The sequence below is a fragment of the Streptomyces fulvorobeus genome (assembly GCF_013167895.1).
In the GTDB taxonomy this organism is placed as follows: Bacteria; Actinomycetota; Actinomycetes; order Streptomycetales; family Streptomycetaceae; genus Streptomyces; species Streptomyces fulvorobeus.
The window spans coordinates 1,907,680-1,926,721 of record NZ_BLWC01000001.1 but is presented as its reverse complement, the minus strand read 5'-3'; the positions used below and the strand labels follow the sequence as shown (position 1 = coordinate 1,926,721).

At 70.5% G+C, this 19,042-nt stretch carries 15 protein-coding genes and 3 tRNA genes; 11 read left to right on the top strand and 7 right to left on the bottom strand.

Translation table 11 applies throughout. From position 1 onward, the window contains the following. The first annotated feature begins 13 nt into the window (after positions 1-13). From tgmA to Sfulv_RS08810, 3 genes are read left to right on the top strand one after another with little or no spacing between them, the layout of a single operon-like run. Positions 14-238 (top strand): putative ATP-grasp-modified RiPP, encoded by a 225-nt coding sequence (gene tgmA, locus Sfulv_RS08820; protein ID WP_173313173.1) that lies wholly within the window; start codon positions 14-16, stop codon positions 236-238. A gap of 1 nt (position 239) precedes the next feature. Further along, entirely contained in the window at positions 240-1,187 is a 948-nt protein-coding gene (gene tgmB / locus Sfulv_RS08815; RefSeq protein WP_173313172.1) for an ATP-grasp ribosomal peptide maturase, read from the top strand. After that, on the top strand, positions 1,184-2,338 hold the full coding sequence (locus tag Sfulv_RS08810; protein ID WP_256668842.1) for a methyltransferase domain-containing protein: 1,155 nt from the start codon (positions 1,184-1,186) through the stop codon (positions 2,336-2,338). Before tgmB ends, Sfulv_RS08810 begins: the two co-directional genes overlap by 4 nt. 72 nt (positions 2,339-2,410) lie before the next feature. On the opposite strand, the gene Sfulv_RS08805 is transcribed toward Sfulv_RS08810, so the two are convergent. Then, positions 2,411-3,109, bottom strand: coding sequence for a SanA/YdcF family protein (locus Sfulv_RS08805; protein WP_371874649.1), 699 nt, complete (start codon positions 3,107-3,109; stop codon positions 2,411-2,413). 170 nt (positions 3,110-3,279) lie between these two features. Here Sfulv_RS08805 and Sfulv_RS08800 point away from each other — a divergent pair, with 170 nt between their 5' ends. From Sfulv_RS08800 to Sfulv_RS08780, 5 genes are all read left to right on the top strand, one after another. Further along, the gene (locus Sfulv_RS08800; protein WP_173313170.1) at positions 3,280-4,212 is read left to right on the top strand and encodes a sirohydrochlorin chelatase; all 933 of its coding nucleotides are present in this window, start codon (positions 3,280-3,282) and stop codon (positions 4,210-4,212) included. Positions 4,213-4,269: 57 nt separating this feature from the next. Further along, positions 4,270-5,580 (top strand): deoxyguanosinetriphosphate triphosphohydrolase, encoded by a 1,311-nt coding sequence (locus Sfulv_RS08795; protein WP_173313169.1) that lies wholly within the window; start codon positions 4,270-4,272, stop codon positions 5,578-5,580. Between the two features lie 257 nt (positions 5,581-5,837). Then, positions 5,838-7,097, top strand: a complete 1,260-nt coding sequence (locus tag Sfulv_RS08790; RefSeq protein ID WP_173313168.1) for an NAD(P)/FAD-dependent oxidoreductase — start codon at positions 5,838-5,840, stop codon at positions 7,095-7,097. Between the two features lie 110 nt (positions 7,098-7,207). Beyond that, positions 7,208-9,112, top strand: coding sequence for a DNA primase (dnaG, locus tag Sfulv_RS08785; RefSeq protein ID WP_173313167.1), 1,905 nt, complete (start codon positions 7,208-7,210; stop codon positions 9,110-9,112). Positions 9,113-9,335: 223 nt separating this feature from the next. Then, entirely contained in the window at positions 9,336-10,424 is a 1,089-nt protein-coding gene (locus tag Sfulv_RS08780) for an RNA polymerase sigma factor (protein WP_173313166.1), read from the top strand. A gap of 20 nt (positions 10,425-10,444) precedes the next feature. Here the strand turns inward: Sfulv_RS08780 and Sfulv_RS08775 are convergent, their stop codons facing one another. From Sfulv_RS08775 to Sfulv_RS08760, 4 genes are all read right to left on the bottom strand, one after another. Beyond that, positions 10,445-12,379 (bottom strand): ABC transporter ATP-binding protein, encoded by a 1,935-nt coding sequence (locus Sfulv_RS08775; protein WP_173313165.1) that lies wholly within the window; start codon positions 12,377-12,379, stop codon positions 10,445-10,447. Beyond that, complete coding sequence (locus Sfulv_RS08770; protein WP_173313164.1) at positions 12,379-14,112, bottom strand: ABC transporter ATP-binding protein; 1,734 nt, start codon at positions 14,110-14,112, stop codon at positions 12,379-12,381. The genes Sfulv_RS08775 and Sfulv_RS08770 overlap by 1 nt, the downstream gene beginning before the upstream one ends. Positions 14,113-14,259: 147 nt before the next feature. Further along, complete coding sequence (locus Sfulv_RS08765; RefSeq protein ID WP_173313163.1) at positions 14,260-15,705, bottom strand: FGGY family carbohydrate kinase; 1,446 nt, start codon at positions 15,703-15,705, stop codon at positions 14,260-14,262. 77 nt (positions 15,706-15,782) lie between these two features. After that, complete coding sequence (locus Sfulv_RS08760) at positions 15,783-16,094, bottom strand: YtxH domain-containing protein (protein ID WP_173313162.1); 312 nt, start codon at positions 16,092-16,094, stop codon at positions 15,783-15,785. Between the two features lie 189 nt (positions 16,095-16,283). On the opposite strand from Sfulv_RS08760, the gene Sfulv_RS08755 reads away from it, so the two are divergent. From Sfulv_RS08755 to Sfulv_RS08745, 3 genes are all read left to right on the top strand, one after another. After that, positions 16,284-16,356: transfer RNA gene (locus tag Sfulv_RS08755), tRNA-Asn, on the top strand. A gap of 5 nt (positions 16,357-16,361) precedes the next feature. Beyond that, a tRNA-Asn gene (locus tag Sfulv_RS08750) sits at positions 16,362-16,434 on the top strand. A 233-nt stretch (positions 16,435-16,667) separates the two neighbouring features. Next, positions 16,668-16,744 (top strand) — tRNA-Ile (locus tag Sfulv_RS08745). 80 nt (positions 16,745-16,824) lie between these two features. Here Sfulv_RS08745 and Sfulv_RS08740 read toward each other — a convergent pair. Together Sfulv_RS08740 and Sfulv_RS08735 are read right to left on the bottom strand one after the other, a co-directional pair. After that, positions 16,825-18,387 (bottom strand): site-specific integrase, encoded by a 1,563-nt coding sequence (locus Sfulv_RS08740; protein WP_173313161.1) that lies wholly within the window; start codon positions 18,385-18,387, stop codon positions 16,825-16,827. Between the two features lie 83 nt (positions 18,388-18,470). Further along, positions 18,471-18,947, bottom strand: coding sequence for a hypothetical protein (locus Sfulv_RS08735; protein ID WP_173313160.1), 477 nt, complete (start codon positions 18,945-18,947; stop codon positions 18,471-18,473). Positions 18,948-19,042: the final 95 nt, after the last annotated feature.

Sequence of the window (19,042 nt, the reverse complement as noted above, 5' to 3'; positions counted from 1 at the left end):
GGAGGTATGCGAAGTGACAGCCACAGCAATCCCGTTCGGTGTCCGGCACCTGGTGTCACCGGCCCCGGCGAACGGTGAAGCGCCCGTGATCACCTACAGCGACGTGCTCCAGATGAGTGTGTCGGCCGAGGGTAACCCGTGGCACGCGATCACGGCGGAGATGCCCGAGACGCAGACGGAGACCAGCAACGGTGACGGTTCGTCCCCGGGCTCCGACAGCGGAACCGACCTGTACTGACATGCGACCGATCCTCATCCTCACGGGCCGGAACGACGTGACGGCCGATGCTGTGGTCGAGGAACTGGTGAATCGCGGTGAGCACGTCGTCAGGTATGACACTGCCGACTTTCCGACCGCGTCCCGTCTGGCCGTCTCCCTCACCGGGGACGGCTGGACGGGTTCCCTCACCGGTTCTCGAACCGTCCGCCTGGAGTCCGTCAAGTCGGTGTGGTGGCGACGCCCGAACGAGTTCAAGACCCCCGACGATTGGCCTGGGCCTGCCCGAGCCCTCGCGGTCTCCGAAGCGCGTTCCGGGCTGCTCGGCGTACTCGGCTCGCTGCCTGTGCGCTGGATCAACCACCCGGCCCACGATGCGGCGGCGAACTACAAACCGAAGCAACTCGCTGTTGCGGCCCGGTGCGGGCTGGACGTGCCCCGTTCCGTGATCACTTCGGACCCCGACCACGCTCGTACGTTCATGGGGGAGGACACGGTTGTCTACAAGGGGCTCGGTGGCGGCGTGCTCGGCCCCAACGGTAGGCGTCAGTTTCTTCCCGTGGCGCTCGTCTCCGCCGATCAGGTGGACGACGGAGTGTACGGGACCGCTCACCTGTTCCAGGAGCGTGTGGACAAGGCGTACGAAGTGCGTTTGACGGTGATCGGTGCACGCATGTTCCCCGTTGCCATCCACGCGGGCAGCGAAGCCGCGCAGCTCGACTGGCGGACGGATTACCAGTCGCACACGTATGAGGTGGTGGACATGCCCCCGATGGTTCACGCCGGGGTCCGCAGGCTGATGGACGAACTCGGCTTGTTCTTCGGAGCGCTGGACTTCGCCGTCACCCGGGACGGACGGTGGGTGTTCTTCGAGGTGAACCCCAACGGGCAATGGCACTGGCTTGCCGTGAAGGCCGGTGTGCCGCTCGTTGAATCCATGGCCGACGCTCTGCAAGGAGAGACCGCATGACCGCAGCGACCACGTGGGCCGAAGCAGCCCTTGCGCTTGCCGACAGGGTGACTGCCGATGCGCCCGCATGGCATGACGCCGTGAGCAGTACCCCACGTCACCGGCTGGTTCCACGCTGGTGGCAGCGGGTCCCCGACAGCCACACGCAGGAATGGGAGCTGGTTCACCTTCCCGACGACTCACCCGAGCGCTTGCATGCCGCGTACAGCGACGAAACGCTTGTCACGCGCGTCGGTCCCGACCATGCCGACCATGCCGCCCCGGGTGGGCGTGGCCAGGGCGACCCGACGTCGTCGTCTACTCTGCCGGGGCTCATCGTGTCGATGGCGCAGCGACTAGGAGTCGAACCCGGAGACAGGGTGCTGGACGTGGGTACCGGCTCCGGCTACTCCGCCGGTCTGTTCGCCCACCGCTTCGGTGACGGGAACGTGACCAGCGTGGACGTGGACCCGTACCTGGTCGAGGCTGCCCGCGCACGTCTCGCCGCATTCGGGCGCACGCCTCGCGTGGCGGCCGTCGACGCGACCGGGGAACTCCTTGGGCTGGAGTACGACCGCATCATGGCGACCGTTTCCGTAAGGCCGGTGCCCACGTCGTGGCTCCGCGCCCTCCGTCCCGGCGGGAGGCTCGTGACCACCATCGCCCACACCGCCCTGCTGATCACGGCGGACATGGGAGCGGATGGCATCGCACGGGGCGCCGTCCAGCCGGACCCGGCGACCTTCATGGAGACCCGGCGGCAGGCGGACTACCCGGCGAAGCTGACCACCGTGTTCGTGTCCGCCCGCGTGCGGGAGGGTGAGGACGTGCGGCCCCCGGACGGACCGATTCCCGACCTGTGGCAGGAATGGCCCCTGCGGTGGTTGTACGAGCTGGACACGCCAGGAGTCGAAACCCGTGCCGCTTCCCACGGCGACGGGCGGCGCCTGGTGTGGCTGCTGGCGCGTGACGGTTCGTGGGCGCGCGCGGAGACCGGCGACCGGCCGTTGATCCATCAGGGCGGCCCCCGCCGGCTCTGGGACGACCTCGAACGCGTACGCCGGAAGTGGGAGGAGAGCGGCAGCTTCCCCCTGCACACGCTGAGGGCCGAACTCAGTGCCGGAGGAAGCCTCCTTCGGCCGCCGGTCGGGTCCTGGGCCTTTCCCGTCTGACCGGACGACATGTGCGGTCCCGTGCGGCCCGCCCCGCCCGGGGAGGGCCGCACGGGACCGTCTCCCGCGCCCTCAGTCCGCCACCAGCGCCTCCCTGACGCCCCGCTCACGCGGTCCAAGGAAGTGCGGGTCCGGCCGGAACACGACGTCCAGCCCCGCCTTCGCCGAGGCGAACAGCTCCCGCGCGCCGCCGTAGTACCAGACCGAGTCGTGTACGGCGTCGACCCCGACCCCGTACGCGTCGATTCCGGCGGCACGGCACAGGGCGATCGCCCGCCGGATGTGGAAACCTTGGCTCACCAGGACCGCGCTGTCGACCCCGAATATCCTCTTGGCCCGTACACAGGAGTCCCAGGTGTCGAATCCGGCGTAGTCGCTGACGATCCGCCCGTCCGGTACCCCGCGTCCGGTCAGGTACGTCCGCATCGCGTCCGGCTCGTCGTACTCCACCCGGCTGTTGTCCCCGGTGACCAGCAGGACCCTCACCTTGCCCGTCCGGTAGAGCTCGGCGGCGGCATCGAGCCGGTGCGCGAGGTACGCGGAGGGTCTGCCCCGCCACAGTCCGGCCCCGAACACGACGGCGACCTCCCGCGCGGGCGCGTCAGCCGTCGTCCGTACCCGCGCGTCGGCCGTGGCATGCATCCACGTGGCGGGCGCGAGGCCCACCACGCAGGCCACCATGAGCACCTGTACGACCAGCCGGTGCCCCCGGCGGGTCCTCGGCAGCGACGGCCTCAGCCGCGCCGGCCACCTCAGTCGTCCCCTCGGCACGCAAGCCCCCCTGGTGATTCGCCGTCATCTGATTCCGCTGTCCCCTGTATGACCGGACGAACGACAGCCCGAAAGAGTTCACTCGTCCGCGAGATCCACCGTGAGCCCCTGGCAAACACCCGTGACCCTCGCGCAACGGCACGGCAACCTCCGACCGGCACCATCGGTCCATGACGGCGCCGGCATCGGAACATCCCCGTGACTCCCTGCCCCTGTCCCTCGACAGCACCGCGCAACTCCTGACCCGCATCACCGATCAGCTCGGCACCCAGCTCAGCCTCGTCTCCCCGAACGGAACCCGCAGGCCCATGCAGAGCACCCGGCACCCCGCCCGACCCTCCCACCTTGTGGCCCGCGGCATACCCGCCCCCACGCTGGTCGCCGTCGCGCACGGCAGCCGGGACCCCAGAGCCCTGCGTACGGTCCTGGAGCTCCTCGACCGGGTCAGGGAGCTGCGCCCCGGCCTCGACGTCCGCCTCGGCCACATCGAGCTGAACCAGCCCCTCCTGCCCGCCACCCTGGCCGCCGTGGGGGCGGGCGACGCCGTGCTCGTCCCCCTGCTCCTGGGCCGCGGGCACCACGTCAAGCACGACCTGCCGGCCGCCGCAGCCGCCGCGCCCGCCCTGCGGAGCCGGATCGCCGCACCGCTCGGCCCGCATCCGCTGCTCGTCGAGGCGCTCCTCGGCAGGCTCGTCGAGAGCGGCTGGGACCCGAGGGACGGGACGAGCCGCAGCGCCGCCGTCGTCCTGGCCGCCGCCGGTTCGCGCGACCCCGACTCCGCCGACGACACCCGCCGCACCGCCCGGATGCTCAGCGACCGCCTCGGCGGCATACCCGTCGTACCCGCGTACGCGTCCGCCGCCGCGCCCACCGTCCCGGCCGCCGTACGCGCCCTCGCCGCCCGGGGACGCCACCGGATCGCCGTCGCCTCGTACTTCACCGCGCCCGGCCGCTTCGCCACCGCGGCGGCCGCCGCCGCACCGGGGCACACGGCCGCCCCGCTCGGCGCGCACCCGGCGATGGCCCGGCTGCTCCTGCACCGGTACGACCGGGCACTGGAATACGAGTCGCCGGTGCCCGAGCGGCTCCTGGCATCCGCCTGACCCCGTCTGACCCGGCCTGGCAGTGATGTGTCAGACGTGCCGATTACTGTCGCAACCATGGACGGTACGCACGGCAGCCACGACACGCACACGGCCGCATACAGGGCGCGGGACACCGAGCGCTGGGACACCGAGCCCGACAAGCGGCCCGGTCGCACCGCGTTCCAGCGCGACCGCGCCCGTGTGCTGCACTCGGCGGCCCTGCGCAGACTGGCCGGGAAGACCCAGGTCGTCACCCCCGGCACCCGCAGCCGCGCCTGGGACGCCAGCCCCCGGACCAGGCTCACGCACTCCCTGGAGTGCGCCCAGGTCGGCCGCGAGCTGGGGGCCGCGCTCGGCTGCGACCCCGACCTGGTCGAGACGGCCTGCCTCTCCCACGACATGGGCCACCCGCCGTTCGGACACAACGGGGAGCAGGCCCTCAACGACTTCGCGTCCGACTGCGGCGGTTTCGAGGGCAACGCCCAGTCGTTGCGCCTGCTGACCCGCCTCGAACCCAAGAGGTTCGTCCGCGACCCCCGCAGTGGCGAGCTCGTCAGCGTCGGGCTCAACCTGACCCGTGCCGCGCTGGACGCCGCCACGAAGTACCCCTGGCCGCGCGGCGCGCACCCCACCGACCCCGGCTCCCCGAAGTTCGGGGTGTACGAGGACGACCTGCCGGTCTTCCGGTGGGTCCGCGAGGAAGCGCCGGAGGACCGCACCTGCTTCGAGGCCCAGGTCATGGACTGGTCCGACGACGTCGCCTACTCCGTGCACGACTTCGAGGACGGCCTGCACGCCGGGCACATCGACCCCGACTGCCTCTTCGCCGAGCCGGAGCGGCAGGAGATCTGGGCCGTCGCCATCGGCCGGTACGTACCCGCCGGCACCGATCCGCAGGAGCTCGCCGACGCGCTCGACCGGCTCGTAGCCCAGGAGTGGTGGCCGCACGGCTACGACGGCTCGGCCGTCGCCCAGGCCCGGTTGAAGGACGCGACGAGCCAGCTCATCGGCCGGTTCTGCCAGGCCGCCGAAGCCGCCACGTTCGCCCACCACGGCCCCGGACGCCTCAGCCGGTACGGCGCGGAGCTCGTGGTCCCGCGCGAGGCGCGCAACGAATGCGCCGTGCTCAAGGCCGTCGCCGACCGTTACGTCATGCAGCGCGCCGAACAGGAGATCATCCGCGCCGAACAGCGCGTCGTCATCGCGGAGCTGGCCGCCGCGCTCACCGCCCGCGCACCGGAAGGGCTGGAGCCGCAGTTCCGCGCGCAGTACGGGAGCGCCCCGGACGACCGGGCACGCAAGAGAGTCCTGGTCGACCAGATCGCGGCCCTCACCGACGCCTCCGCCCTGGCGCTCCACGCGTCCCTCGCGCCGCACCGCTCATGAAGCGACCTCCTGAGCCGCCGCTCCCGCGCACCGAAGGGCGCGGCGACGGCGCCCGGGCGCGCGGGGAGTGGTGTGCTGGGGCACATGACGGCCGCCGGGGGAGACCCTGCCCCGCGCACCGCCGGCCACGGTCGGCAGACTGGCCCCATGACCACGGGGTGTGACCTGACCGGGGGACACCCTCTTCCGTCACCACGCTGCGTGCGGGAGGCTCGCAAAGGGGGGCGGAGCACAGCACCAGCACCGAGGAGGCACAAGTGGTCGACGCACATCGCACGTTCGTCATCGTCGGCGGAGGTCTGGCAGGAGCGAAGGCAGCGGAAACACTCCGTGCCGAGGGCTTCAGCGGCAGGGTGATCCTGATCGGCGACGAGCGCGACCATCCCTACGAACGGCCTCCGCTCTCCAAGGGCTACCTCGCGGGCAAGGAGGAACGCGACAGCGTCTTCGCCCACGAGACGGCCTGGTACGCGGGCGCCGACGTCGAGCTCCACCTCGGCCAGCCCGTCACGGCGATCGACCGCGAGGCCCGTTCGGTGCGGCTCGGTGACAACACCGTCATCCACTACGACAGGCTGCTCCTCGCCACCGGCGCCGAACCCCGCAGGCTCGACATCCCCGGTACGGACCTGGTCGGCGTCCACCACCTGCGCCGTCTCGCCCACGCCGACCGGCTGCGCAATGTCCTGGCCGCCCTCGGCCGGGACAACGGGCACCTGGTCATCGCGGGAGCCGGCTGGATCGGCCTCGAGGTCGCGTCGGCGGCCCGCGGCTACGGCGCCGAGGTCACCGTCGTCGAGCCGGAGCAGTCGCCGCTGCACCAGGTGATCGGCCCCGAGGTCGGCCAGATCTTCACCGACCTGCACAGGGAGCACGGCGTCCGCTTCCACTTCGGTGCCCGCCTCACCGAGATCGTCGGCCAGGACGGGCTGGTCCTCGCCGCCCGCACCGACGACGGCGAGGAGCACCCCGCCCACGACGTGCTGGCCGCGATCGGCGCCGCGCCGCGCTCCGCGCTCGCCGATGCGGCGGGCCTCGCCATGGCGGACCGCGCGCACGGCGGCGGCATCGCCGTCGACGCCTCGCTGCGCACCTCCGACCCGCACATCTTCGCCGCGGGCGACGTGGCGGCCGTGCTCCACCCGCTGCTCGGCACCCGGCTGCGCGTGGAGCACTGGGCGAACGCCCTGAACAGCGGCCCGGCCGCGGCCCGCGCCATGCTGGGCCAGGAGGTCGCCTACGACCGGGTGCCGTACTTCTTCTCCGACCAGTACGACCTCGGCCTGGAGTACTCGGGCTGGGCGCCGCCCGGCAGCTACGACCAGGTCGTCATCCGCGGCGACGCGGGCAAGCGCGAGTTCATCGCCTTCTGGCTCAAGGACCGCAAGGTCCTGGCCGGGATGAACGTCAACGTCTGGGACGTCACCGAGCACATCCAGCGGCTCGTCCGGTCCGGCCGGCGGATCGATCCCCACGCGCTCGGCGACCCCTCGGTGCCGCTGGAGACACTGCTCTGACCGGGTGCGGGCGACCGGGACGGGCCCTCCGGCCCCCCGGCCGCGCCACACGTTCCGCGGATCACACCGCCGTGCGGTCCGGCCGCCGTGGCCACCCGTAGACTTCACGGGTGGCAGGCAGGATCAATGACGACGACGTGAAGGCGGTACGGGACGCGGTCCCGATCGACGCCGTCGTTTCCGAGTACCTCCAGCTGCGCAACGCGGGCGGCGGAAACCTCAAAGGACTCTGCCCCTTCCACGACGAGAAGTCCCCCTCCTTCCAGGTCAGCCCCAGCAAGGGGCTCTTCCACTGCTTCGGCTGCCAGGAGGGCGGCGACACGATCGCCTTCGTGATGAAGATCGACCACCTCACCTTCTCCGAGACGGTCGAGCGCCTCGCCGGGAAGGCGGGCATCACCCTGCGGTACGAGGAGGGCGGCTACAACCCCTCCCACCAGCGCGGCGAACGCATCCGGCTGGTCGAGGCCCACAAGGCCGCCGCCCGGTTCTACGTGGATCAGCTGGACGGTCCCGAGGCCGAGATCGGCCGCAAGTTCCTCGCGGAACGCGGCTTCGACCAGGCGGCCGCCGCCCACTTCGGTGTCGGTTACAGCCCCGCGGGCTGGGACCACCTCACCCGGCATCTGCGCGGCCAGGGCTTCAGCGACAAGGAGCTCATCACCTCCGGCCTCTCCCAGGACGGCCGCCGCGGCCCCATCGACCGCTTCCGCGGGCGCCTCATGTGGCCGATCAGCGACACCTCCGGGGAGATCGTCGGCTTCGGCGCGCGCAAGCTGCGCGACGACGACAACGGGCCGAAGTACCTCAACACCCCCGACACCTCGATCTACAAGAAGTCCCAGGTCCTCTACGGGATCGACCTCGCCAAGAAGGACATCGCCAAGGCCAGCCGCGCCGTCGTCGTCGAGGGCTACACCGACGTCATGGCCTGCCACCTGGCCGGGGTCACCACCGCCGTCGCCACCTGCGGCACGGCGTTCGGCAACGACCACATCAAGCTCCTGCGCCGCCTCCTCATGGACAACGGCAGCGCCCGGGTGATCTTCACCTTCGACGGTGACTCCGCGGGCCAGAAGGCGGCCCTGCGCGCTTTCGAGGACGACCAGAAGTTCGCCGCCGAGACCTACATCGCGATCGCCCCGGACAACATGGACCCGTGCGACCTGCGGCTGGCCAAGGGTGACGAGGCCGTCCGCGACCTCGTCGAACCCCGTACCCCGCTCTTCGAGTTCGCGCTGCGCCAGATCGTCGGCCGGTACGACCTGGAGACCCCGGCGGGCCGCGCCGCCGCCCTCGACGAGGCCGCGCCGGTGGTCGCGAAGATCAAGACGAGCAGTGTGCAGCGCGAGGTCGCCGTCCAGCTCGCGGGCCTCGTCGGCATCCTCGACCAGGAGTTCGTCGTACGCCGGGTGGCGCAGATCGCCCGCTGGTCCAGGGACCGGGGCGACCGCGGTCCCGCGCGGGGCCCGTCCCGGGACGCCCCCCGCTATCCGGCCCCCGCCGCCCCGGCGGGCCTCTCGGGCCCCGCGCTCAACCTCCGCAGCCCCGCCCACCGCACCGAGCGCGAACTGCTCAAGCTGGCCCTCCAGAAGCCCGCCCTGGTCTCACCGGCCTTCGACGCCTACGGGGTCGACGAGTTCACCGCCCCGCCGTACGCGGCCGTACGCCAGTGCATCGCCGAGGCGGGCGGCGCCGAACAAGGTCTGGCCGAGACCCGCGAGTACCTGGTCAGCGTGTTGGACGCGGCCCCCGACGACACCGTGCGCAACCTCGTCACCGAGCTGGCCGTCGAGGTGTTCCACGGCAAGTCGATCGACGAGACGTACGCGGGCATGCAGCTCGTCCAGGTCCGGCTGCGCGCCGTCGACCGCCGTATCGACGATGTGCAGGGCAGTCTCGCCCGCCTCGGAAGCAATGTGGCCCCCGAGCACCTGGCGGCCGCGCAGAACGAGGTGTGGGTCCTCCAGCAGTACGCCCAGTCCCTGCGCAGCAACGGCGCCGACGCGCTCTGACGCGCCCGCCCGGCCCCCGCCCCGGACCGCCCCCGGGCCCCGCCCCGTAACCCTGCGGTCACCCGCCGGACTCAGAAAGTCACCGCACGCCCCTCGTGGCGGCGATGTGTCGTACCCCACACTGGGTGGCGGTGCCTGAGTCATCGGAGCGCGGTCGGTCCACCGAGGGCGGACCCCCACACCCGCCGCGGTCCGGCAGCGCGATCACCTGGAGGTCGCCCCCGTGCAGACCCGGACCGTGACGAGCCCGACCCAGCATGTCCCGGCGTTCCCCGCGCTCCACCGGGCCGTGAGCCGGCCGCAGGCCGGGGCCCCACCCGGGGAGGCGACGGACCCGGTGATGGAAGAAAGCCCGGAGCCGCCCGCGTCCCCGGAGCGGCGCGGCCGCCCGGACACCGGCGGCACCTCCTCCGACCTCTTCCGCCAGTACCTGCGGGAGATCGGCAGGATTCCGCTGCTCACCGCCGCCGAGGAGGTGGACCTCGCCCGCCGCGTCGAAGCGGGGCTCTTCGCGGAGGAACGGCTCGCCGGCACCCCCGATCCCGACACCCGGCTCGCCGTCGACCTCGACCGGCTCGTGGTCATGGGACGGACGGCCAAGCGCCGGCTCATCGAGGCCAACCTCCGCCTCGTCGTCTCCGTGGCCAAGCGGTACGTGGGCCGGGGACTGACCATGCTCGATCTCGTCCAGGAGGGAAACCTCGGGCTGATCAGGGCCGTCGAGAAGTTCGACTACGCCCGGGGCTACAAGTTCTCCACGTACGCGACCTGGTGGATACGCCAGGCCATGTCCCGCGCCCTCGCCGACCAGGCCAGGACCATAAGGGTCCCCGTCCACGTCGTCGAACTGATCAACCGTGTCGTACGGGTCCAGCGCCGTCTGCTCCAGGAGCGGGGATACGAGCCGACGTCCGAAGAGGTCGCCGCCCAGCTCGGCCTGACACCGGAGCGGGTCGGCGAGGTCCTGCGCCTCGCCCAGGAACCCGTCTCGCTGCACGCCCCGGTCGGCGCGGAGGACGACGTCTCCTTCGGAGACCTCATCGAGGACGGCGACGCCGCCTCCCCCGTCGAGTCCGCCGCGTTCCTGCTGCTGCGCGAACACCTGGAGGTGGTGCTCTCCACCCTCGGCGAGCGGGAGCGTAAGGTGGTCCAGTTGCGCTACGGACTGGCCGACGGGCGGCCCCGCACGCTCGAGGAGATAGGGAAGATCTTCGGCGTGACGCGCGAACGCATCCGCCAGATAGAGTCCAAGACCCTCGGCAAGCTGCGGGACCACGCCTTCGCGGACCAACTCCGCGGCTATCTGGACTGAAGGCTTCCACGCGGCACGGCTCAGTCCACCTCGGCGAGCGCCTCGGCGAACTGCGCCGCGTACAGCCGGGCGTAGGCGCCCTTCGCCGCCAGCAGCCCCTCGTGCGTGCCCTGCTCGACGATCGAGCCGTTCTCCATCACCAGGATCACGTCCGCGTCCCGGATCGTGGAGAGCCGGTGCGCGATCACGAAACTGGTGCGGCCGTGCGCGAGACGGGCCATCGCCTTCTGGATCAGCACCTCGGTACGGGTGTCCACCGAGCTGGTCGCCTCGTCGAGCACCAGGATCACCGGGTCGGACAGGAACGCCCGCGCGATGGTGATCAGCTGCTTCTCACCCGCACTGACCCCGGAGCCCTCGTCGTCGATCACCGTGTCGTAACCGTCCGGCAGGGTGCGCACGAAACGGTCGGCGTGGGCCGCCTTCGCCGCTTCCTCGATCTCCGCCCGGCCGACCTCGCGCGAAGCGCCGTACGCGATGTTGTCCGCGATCGATCCGCCGAACAGCCAGGTGTCCTGGAGGACCATGCCTATCTGGGACCGCAGTTCGTCGCGGGACATCACCGACACATCGGTCCCGTCGAGGACGATCCGGCCGCCCGTCACCTCGTAGAACCGCATCAGGAGGTTGACCAGGGTCGTCTTGCCCGCCCCGGTCGGGCCGACGATCGCGACCGTGTGTCCGGGCTCCACGCTCAGCGACAGGTCCTCGATGAGCGGCTTGTCCGGCTCGTAGCGGAAGGAGACCCTCTCCAGCGAGACACTGCCCAGCGGCCTGCCCGGGCGCTCGCGCCGCTCCGGGTCCGGGTCCGGCTCCTGCTCGTCGGCGTCCAGCAGCTCGAAGACGCGCTCGGCCGAGGCGACACCCGACTGCACCAGGTTCGCCATCGAGGCGACCTGCGTCAGCGGCATCGAGAACTGCCGGGAGTACTGGATGAACGCCTGTACGTCACCGATGGACAGCGCGCCCGAAGCCACCCGCAGCCCGCCGACGACCGCGACCAGCACGTAGTTCAGGTTCGACACGAACATCATCAGCGGCTGCATGATCCCGCTGTTGAACTGCGCCTTGAAACCGGCCTCGTACAGCGCGTCGTTCTGCTCGGCGAAGTCCCTCGCGGACTCCTCCTGCCGGCCGAAGACCTTCACCAGGGTGTGACCCGAGTACATCTCCTCGATGTGGGCGTTGAGCCGGCCCGTCACCTTCCACTGCCGCACGAACTGCGGCTGCGAGCGCTTGCCGACCCGCGCCGCGACGAACACGGACACCGGGATCGTCACCAGGGCGACCAGCGCCAGCAGCGGGGAGATCCAGAACATCATGATCAGCACGCCGACGATGGTCAGCAGCGAGTTGATGAGCTGACCCAGCGTCTGCTGCATCGTCTGCGAGATGTTGTCGATGTCGTTCGTCGCACGGCTGAGCACCTCACCGCGCTTCTGCCGGTCGAAGTACGACAGCGGCAGCCGCGACAGCTTCGTCTGGAGGTCCTCGCGCAACTGGAAGACGACCCGGTTGATCACCCGGACCGACAGCCGCGTGGACACCAGCATCAGCAGCCCCGCACCCAGGTAGACGACCAGCGCCACCAGCAGCACGTCGCCCACCGCGCCGAAGTCGATGCCCTCGCCCGGGGTGAAGTCCACGGCGGAGAGCATGTCGGCGAGTCCGTCGCTGCCCTTCTCCCGCAGGTCCTCGACGGCCTGGGCCTTCGTGGACCCCTCCGGCATACCGCGGCCGACGACCCCCGCGAAGATCAGGTCGGTCGCGTGCCCGAGGATCTTCGGGCCGACCACCGAGAGCCCCACACTCAACGCCACCGCGACGAGCATCGCGTACAGCGAGGACTTCTCCTGGCTGAGTCTCCTCAGCAGCCTCTTCCCGGACCCCTTGAAGTCCATGGACCGCTCGGTTGGAGCCCCGCCCCCCACCATGCGTCCGCCTGGCCCGGCCATTACGCGGCCTCCGCTTCCGTCAGCTGGGAGAGCACGATCTCCCGGTACGTTTCATTGCCGTCCATCAGCTCGTGATGGGTGCCGGTCCCCACGATCCGGCCCTCGTCCAGCACCAGGATGCGGTCGGCTTCACGGATGGTGGACACCCGTTGCGCCACGATCAGCACCGTCGCCCCGGCCGTCTCCCGTGCGAGCGCCCGGCGCAGGGCGGCGTCCGTCGCGTAGTCCAGCGCCGAGAACGAGTCGTCGAAGAGGTAGATCTCCGGCTGCTGCACGAGCGTCCTGGCGATCGCCAGCCGCTGCCGCTGACCGCCGGAGACATTGGTGCCGCCCTGGGCGATCGGCGCGTTCAGCCCGTTCTCCAGCCCTTCCACGAACTCCTTGGCCTGGGCGACCTCCAGCGCGTGCCAGAGCTCCTCGTCGGTCGCCTCCGGATTCCCGTACCGCAGATTCGTCGCGACCGTCCCGGAGAACAGATACGGCTTCTGAGGCACCAGGCTCACGGTCTTCGCCAGCAGCACCGGGTCGAGTCTCCGCACGTCCACGCCGTCGACGAGCACCTCGCCGTCCGTCACGTCGAACAGCCGGGGTACGAGACCGAGCAGCGTCGACTTGCCGCTGCCCGTCGACCCGATGATCGCGGTCGTCTCACCGGGCCGCGCCACCAGATCAACCGCGCGCAGCACCGGCTCCTCGGCGCCCGGATAGCGGAACTCAGCTCCCCGGACCTCCAGATGGCCGTGCCTGCTCAGCTCGGTGACCGGGGCGGGCGGCGGCACCACGCTCGAATCGGTCTCCAGCACCTCCTGGATGCGCTCGGCGCAGACCTCGGCGCGCGGCACCATCATGAACATGAAGGTGGCCATCATCACCGCCATCACGATCTGCATCAGATACGCGAGGAACGCGGTCAGCGCACCGATCCGCATCCCGCCGCTGTCGATGCGGTGCGCACCGAACCAGACGACGGCGATGGACGACACGTTCACCACGGTCATCACGGTCGGGAACATCAGCGCCATCAGCCGGCCGGTGGACAGGGACACGTCCGTCAGATCGGTGTTGGCGCCACGGAAGCGCTCCTCCTCGTACGCGTCCCGGACGAAGGCGCGGATGACGCGGTTGCCGGTGATCTGCTCGCGCAGCACCCGGTTCACCGTGTCGAGCCGCTCCTGCATCGTGCGGAACAGAGGACGCATCCTCATGACGATGAGGCTCACCGAGAGCCCCAGGACCGGCACCACGGCCAGCAGCACGGCGGAGAGCGGCACGTCCTGCCCGAGCGCCATGATGATGCCGCCGACACACATGATCGGCGCCGAGACCATCAGGGTGAACGCCATCAGGGCCAGTGTCTGGACCTGCTGCACGTCATTGGTCGTACGGGTGATGAGCGACGGCGCGCCGAAGTGGCCGAGCTCACGCGCGGAGAAGGACTGCACCCGGTCGAAGACCGAGGCCCGGACATCGCGCCCGAGCGCGGAAGCGGTCCGCGCACCGTAGTAGACGGCCCCGACGTTGCACACGACCTGGACGACGCTCACGGCGATCATCAGACCGCCGAACTCCAGGATGTAACCCGTGTCCCCCTTCACGACACCGTTGTCGATGATGTCCGCGTTGAGGCTGGGCAGGTAGAGGCTGGCACAGGTCTGGAGCAGCTGGAGGAAGACCAGCAGCGCGATGGGTTTCCGGTACGGACCGAGATAGGTCCGCAGAATCTTTATGAGCACGCGTGTCTCTCGGGGTCGGCGTCGGGCAGAGGCCGCCCCAGTTTCCGGCACCCGGCGCACGACCGCGAACACTTTTCCTCAACGCGGGTCATACAGCGGCGTCATACAGGAGTCACCCGGCGAGAGGCGCCGCACGCGAGGCTCGTCTCAGGCGGAACCGTCGAAGGCCCCGGGATGGATCTGGTCCCGGGTCGCCCCGTACTGCTGACGCACGGCCCGCCCGGCCGCCAGCTCCTCGCCCGGCTCCAGCACCTGGGCGGCGGCGCCCTGCCAGGCCGGGGGAGTACGCGGGTCGAGCGTCCCCTGCGAGACACCCAGCGCCCAGGCCGCCTGCCGGGCCGCGCCCAGCGCCGCGTACTCGGCGGGCTGCGGCACGACGACCTGCGTACCGAACACCGCGGGCGCCATCGCCTGGACGGCGGGCAGTTCGGCCGCGGCCCCCAGCAGGAACACCCGCCGCACCTCCACCCCCCGGCGCCGCAGTACGTCCAGCGCGTCGGCCAGCGAGCACAGCATCCCCTCGAACGCCGCCCGCGCCAGATGCTCCGGCTTCATCGACTCCCGGCGCAGCCCGCTCAGCGTTCCCGCGGTGTTCGGCAGCTGGGGCGTGCGCTCACCCTCCAGATACGGCAGGAGTACGAGTCCGGAGGCGCCCGTCGTCGACTTCAGGGCCAGCGCGGACAGTTCGTCCAGCCCTTCCACGCCCAGCATCTCGGCGGTTCCGCGCAGGGCGCGCACCGCGTTGGAGGTGTGGACGACCGGCAGGTGCATTCCGGTGGCGTCGGCGAACGAGGTGATCATCCCGGTCGGATCGGCCAGGGCCTCGTGGTGCACGGCCATCACGGAACCGGAGGCCCCCAGCGACACCACCGCGTCACCGACCGCGACCCCGAGCCCGAAGGCGGCGGCCATCGTCTCGCCCGTACCCGCGGAGATCAGCAAGCCCTCGGGCGTGGTCCCGGCGGACTCCGAGGGGCCGAGCACCTCGGGCAGCGTCGCCTGGTGGCCGAGCGCGAGCTCGACGAGGTCGGGGCGGTAGGCGGCGGAACCCGCCGACCAGTACCCCGTACCCGAGGCGCCGCCGCGGTCGGTGGTGCGCCGGGCCGGCCGGCCGAGCAGCTGCCACACCAGCCAGTCGTGCGGCTGCATGACGGCGGCGACGCGCTGCGCGTTCTCCGGCTCGGTCCGCGCCAGCCAGCGCAGCTTCGCCACCGGCTGCGCGGCCTGCGGGACGGCACCGACCGCCTCCGCCCAGGCTTGCCGCCCACCCAGCCCGTCGATCAGATCGGCCGCGGCTACCTGCGCCCGCCGGTCGTTGCCGAGCAGCGCGGGGCGTACGAGATTGCCCTGGCGGTCCAGGGGCAGGAGGCCGTGCTGCTGGGCGGAGACCCCGATGGCCTGCACGCCTTCGAGCAGCCCGCCGGAGGCCGCCTCGCCGAGCGAGAGCAGCCAGACCTGCGGATCGACCTCGCTGGCCTTCGCCTCGACGGGGTGTGCGGCGTACCCCTGCCGCAGCACCGCGCCCGTGTCCGTGTCACAGACGACGATGTGAGTGAAGGCGGAAGAACTGTCCAAGCCGGCGACTATGCCCATACATAGATTCTGCCGCACCGGCTGAGCTTTCCCGCACCGGGCGCCGAGGACGCCCGGCGCGGGCGCTCCCGGCCCGGCTAGGTGTTGGTCGTACCCCAGTCGTCGCTGCCGTTCCGCTCGCTGCGGTCCCGCAGCGAACGCACCCGGTCGGCCACCGACGCGGGCACCCGGTCGCCGACGTCACCGACCTTCTCGCTCACCGAGTGATACGCCTTGCCGGCGAACTCCCGCCCGCCCTGGGCGGCCGACTCGGCGGCGTTCCGGACGGCGGGATTCTGGGCCAGCTGCTGCGCGGACCTCTTCAGTTGCTCGTACCGCTCGCGCCCGGCTCGCGTGCCGAGCACGTAACCGAGGGCCAGTCCGGCGATGAATGTGAGCCGGTACCGCATGGCTGCCACCCTTCCTTCGCTCCGTGCGCTCCGTGCGACGTGTGGTTACCCGCCTACCCGGGCTCGCCGGGATCACCCCGGGCGGAACCGATTGGCGGAGCACCCCCCTGCTTGCGCTAATGTATGTGTCGCAGCGAACACGCGCCGCCCGGCAGCCGCCAGGCAGGTCGTTTCGAGGCAACGCCACAATCCCCTGTAGCTCAATTGGCAGAGCAGCCGGCTGTTAACCGGCAGGTTACTGGTTCGAGTCCAGTCGGGGGAGCGCGGTCCCCTGTAGCTCAATTGGCAGAGCATTCGGCTGTTAACCGGAGGGTTACTGGTTCGAGTCCAGTCGGGGGAGCAGAACGGAGAAGGGCCCCTCGGGGCCCTTTTTCGCGTACCCCGACCGACCGCTCACACCCCCGGACGGGGCCCCGCGACGACTCTTTCGTGGACACTTCGCGGCGGCCGGAACCGGGCAGGCGTCACCGCAGTCCTCATGGTCATGCGGAGCCGGCCACCCGAAGCGAGAGATCGTATGACCGGCTATGCTGCGGCAGACGGCGCGCACACTTGTACGCGCCACGCCGATACGGGGCGGTAGCTCAGCCGGTTAGAGCAGCGGACTCATAATCCGTCGGCCGTGGGTTCGAGTCCCACCCGCCCCACCAGTAGGCAGGTTGGCAGAAACGTTCTGACCTGCATCCGAGCGCCCCAGACTGGTTTAGACCAGGTGGGGCGCTTCATCGTTTCAGAGCTGCTGCGTGAGCGGTGCGTGAGCGGATGTGTCAGTAGACCCCGAACGACGGGCGCGGGGAACTACCGACTCGGCTTTCCTCGCCACTTCCTGATCGACCTGGGGCAGCAGGCTCGTGTACGTGTCACCGGCCAGCTGGATCGTCCCGTGCCGCAACGTCTCCTTGATCGCGTGGAGGTCGCCACCACCGGCATGGATCAGCGTCGCCGCCACGTGGCGCAGGTCCCGCAGGTTGATCGGCGGCAGGTCCGCCTCTCGCGTCAGCCGGCGGAAGACGTCGCTGACCTTCTCCGGGTGCAGCCATGTTCCGTCCTCTTGGACGAACGCCTTACCGGTGTCCGTCCACGGCAGACGGCACTCCTCGCATTCGGCCCGCTCCGCGCGCTGACGTACTCGGTGCTCCCGCAAGATCTCGACCATGGCCGGGCCCAGCGCGATGACGGCCTGGCTGTCCTCCGTCTTCGGAAGGCTCTCCACGGGAGTCCACCCGTCCTGAATGATCGTCTTCGACACACGCAGCGTTCCGTTGACGACGTCGATGTCCGCCCAGCTCTGCCCGACCGCCTCACCACGGCGCAGCCCCCGGAACGCGATCAGGCAGAACAGCGCGTACAGCCGGTCTCCTTCGGCGTGGTCGAGGAACTGGCCTACCTGCTCCGGTGTCCACACCATCACCCCGGACGGCTTCTCACCGGTCTCGCGCCACCGCTCGACGTGCTCGGCGGTCCACAACAACGCCTTCGGCCGCTTCCCCGAGGCCAGCTCGACGTGCGACGCCGGATTGAACGTCAGCATCTGGTTCGAGATCGCCGAGTTCAGCGCGGACCGCAGCGTCGCCCGGATCCGCTGCTGGGTGGCCGGCCCCGTGACCCGACGGTACGGAGGCATCTCGGCCAGCTTCGCCCGCTCCGCAGCCAACCGAGCAGTCTCCGACTCCGGAGGCCGGGAGCGCTTGCCCCACGTGGCCCGCTGCTCCTGCTCGCGCCGCTCCTGGTTCTGCGCCTCGATCGCCTCGTTGGAGTCGTTGATGGCGTCGAACAGTTCCACCAGGTGCCCGACGTTCAGCCGGTCCAGCTGTAGGTGCCCGATGCGCGGCCGCAGGTGCACGCGAATGTGGGAGGCGTACCCGGTGAGCGTGGTCTTTTTCCGGCGCTTCGCCTCCAGCCACTCGTCCAGCCAGTCCCCAACGGTGAGCTTGCTGGTCAGTGACTGCCCGGCACGGAAGCGGCGCCGGGTCTGCTCCAGGTCGGGCAGCGGCGCCTTCTTGTCCTTACTGACGTTCTCCAGCAGGTCCCCGATGCGGACCTGGCCGTCGGCGTCGTCACCGTCTGGGAGGTCGAGGAGGGCGCGGACCCGGTCGAGGTCCTCCTGCGCCTTCTTCGCCGTGTCGTACCCGGATCGGGAGAACGAGCGGCGTGTCCCGTCCCCGCGGGCGGGCAGCTCCTGCCGTACGGCGTACACCCCGTGCCGTCGGGACGATAGCTGTGGGCAGCTCTTGCCCAGCGCGGTCCCGTCCGTGCTGCGGCAGTAGCAGCGGCGGTATGTCGAGCCCTTCATATGTGCCTCCTTGGTCCTCGCCTCAGTCTGCGCGTGCGGCGGGGAAAGCACGGCGGCCCCCGGCGATGCCGGGGGCCGGGCCGTTAGTTGTGCGTTGGGTTCGCTCCTGGCCACCGCTGGACCCAGAGCCCATCACCGGCCAGACGCTTGAAGTACCGGTTCATTTCGGCGATGACCTCTGGACTGGCGAGGCCGCCGCGGATCGCCCAGATAAAACGGCCCCGCTCTTCAAGCGGTACGCATGGCACACCGCTCGGGAGAAGGGCGTCGGGGGCGATCCGCCACTCGATCTCTGCTATGCCCAGCCCGAGCGGCGGGCGCTCAATTCGGTCGGCGTCGCGGTCCCATGTCTGGGCCCATCTGCCGTCGACCTCCAGGAGGACGCGCAGGAATTCGTTCATGGCGTCGCGCAGGCGCTCAGCGGTGTGCCCCCGCCGAATGTAGACGGTGGCAGACCCGTCCCGTTCTACAAGGCGGCAGACTCTCCGTGGCGAGATCTCCCCCCTCGTCCCTACCGTCAGGCTGAACTGTGCCGCCGGATTGACCTTGACCTTGTGCACTTGGAACCCCCACGGCTGCCGCACACGCGTTCGAATGTGCGAACGGAGCTGTTCATTCCACCCCCCGGCAGAAACCCCATCATGCCCACAGGTCC